General features: G+C 45.1%; 1 protein-coding gene. It reads left to right on the top strand.

What is annotated here, in order from left to right:
- On the top strand, positions 1-1,717 hold a 1,717-nt coding region (locus WBA23_RS25080; RefSeq protein WP_424585021.1), incomplete at its 5' end, for a hypothetical protein.
- Positions 1,718-2,065 lie beyond the last annotated feature (348 nt).

The following is a 2,065-nucleotide window of genomic DNA, read 5'->3' as shown; positions in this document are numbered from 1 at the left end:
GGGTGTAACGGACCCAAGCACTCCAGGAAATTATGAAATAAGCACTTTCACTTACGGCAGCGGCGAAGACCAACGACGCAGTGAGTACGCCGAAGGGGTTACTTATAAAACTTCTTCGGTAGATGCTACCCGATTACTACCAGATTGGAAGGGCAAAAAGAAAAAGTGGCGAGAACGCTACTGGGGCTTTGGAGTAGATAGCTTTCCAATCAATGGGCGGGTGTATATGCCGGAAGGGGAGGGACCATTTCCGGTTATCATTATTGTGCACGGAAACCATAGCATGATCGATTATTCAGATGATGGATACGGATACTTAGGCGAACTATTGGCTTCCCGAGGCTTTATTACCGTATCGGTAGACGAAAATTTTATTAATGGACATTGGTCAGGGGACTTTCGGGGGAAAGAAATGCCAGTGCGAGGGTGGTTACTTCTAAAGCACCTAGAGCAATGGCAAACTTGGAATCAATCATCAGATCATTCACTGGCAGGAAAAGTTAATCTAAGTGAGGTACTACTTATAGGCCATTCCCGGGGTGGCGAAGCCGTCTCTATTGCTGCAGCCTTCAATGAACTTCCCTACTTTCCCGACAACGCCCAGGAGACTTTCGACTTTAACTTCGGAATAAAAGGCGTGGTAACCTTAGCGCCTACTGATTATCGCTACCAACGCCAAATTACGTTGAAAGATGTTAGCTATCTTTCTTTACAGGGATCATACGATGCCGACGAAGTCAGCTTTTGGGGAATGCGGCCCTACCGCCGACTGACTTTCAGCCCAAACAGTGAAGCTTTTAAAGCGGGAGTATATTTGCACCGAGCCAATCATGGGCAATTTAATACCACTTGGGGGCGGACTGATTTTGGTGGAACGATGGCGTGGCTGCTCAATACTGCGCCAATGATGCTGGGCCAAGAGCAACAGCAGGCTGCCCAGATTTTCATCACTGCTTTTGCCGAAGCTACCCTACATCGCGAACGGCAATACTTGCCCATTTTCAAAAATGTAGCTACTGCGCGAAATTGGCTTCTTGATAATTATTATCTTACGCACTTTCAGACTGCGCAAACTAGTATATTGGTGGATTTTGAAGAAGATATCGATCTGACCACCGCCGGAGAGAAACGATTTATACAGACAAAAAATCTGACTGTTTGGCGAGAAGAAGACCTTAGCACCCGCGATCAGGGAAGCCAGGAAAACAACGCTGTGGTGTTAGGGTGGGATTACGGAAAGGAAATTAACGCTGATTCTTTAGCTCGGTTTACGGTGGTGCTACCCGATTCGGCAGAGTTAAGCTTAGATACATTAGGTAGTATGTTAATTACGCTGGCAGCAGGAGATATTCAATGGCTGCCACCAGGAGAAAACCAGGAAGCTGACCAAGAGCTTCAGAAGGAGCCTTCTCCTGACGCCACTATTGTACTAACTGATCGAAGCGGACATACCGCTCAGCGTCTGATTAGCGATACTAAACCCATTGCCCCCCGGCTACAAACTCGCTTTACTAAACTCGCTTTTTTGGATAGCGACATGATTGGAGCTGACTGGGAGGTTCAACCCGAAACCTTTCATTTCCCTTTAGACTCCTTCGAGTTAGCTAGTACGACATTTGATTTCCGGGAGCTTCATAAAATTTCTCTGGTATTTGATCAGGCTACTTCTGGAGTTATTGTGGTTGATGATATTGGATTTAGCACTCAGCAGCCCTAGCCTACCCTGGCTCGTTTATTAATAAATTGTTAAGATAACCACTGCCGATAGGTAAAGGAGCTTGCATGGTTGAACTAGAGCAGGTCTGCCTATCTACAGCAATATTTACAACGGTAATTTGAATGAAATTCTACTAAAAAACTCAAATTCTGTGTACTATTGTAGTACAGTAAAATCCCTTCAAGAAGCTATGAACTACCTACATCAACTACAAATTTTCTTTATTTTACTAGTTGCAATCTGGTCTTGTCAATCAGAAACACCGCCAGCCGAAGAGACACCTCAACGTCCGAATATTCTATTTATAATGTCAGACGATCATGCTTATCAAGCGATTAGTGCGTACTC

Source organism: Tunicatimonas sp., assembly GCF_049647865.1.
Taxonomy (GTDB): domain Bacteria; phylum Bacteroidota; class Bacteroidia; order Cytophagales; family Cyclobacteriaceae; genus Tunicatimonas.
This window is presented reverse-complemented; position numbering and strand designations above follow the sequence as displayed.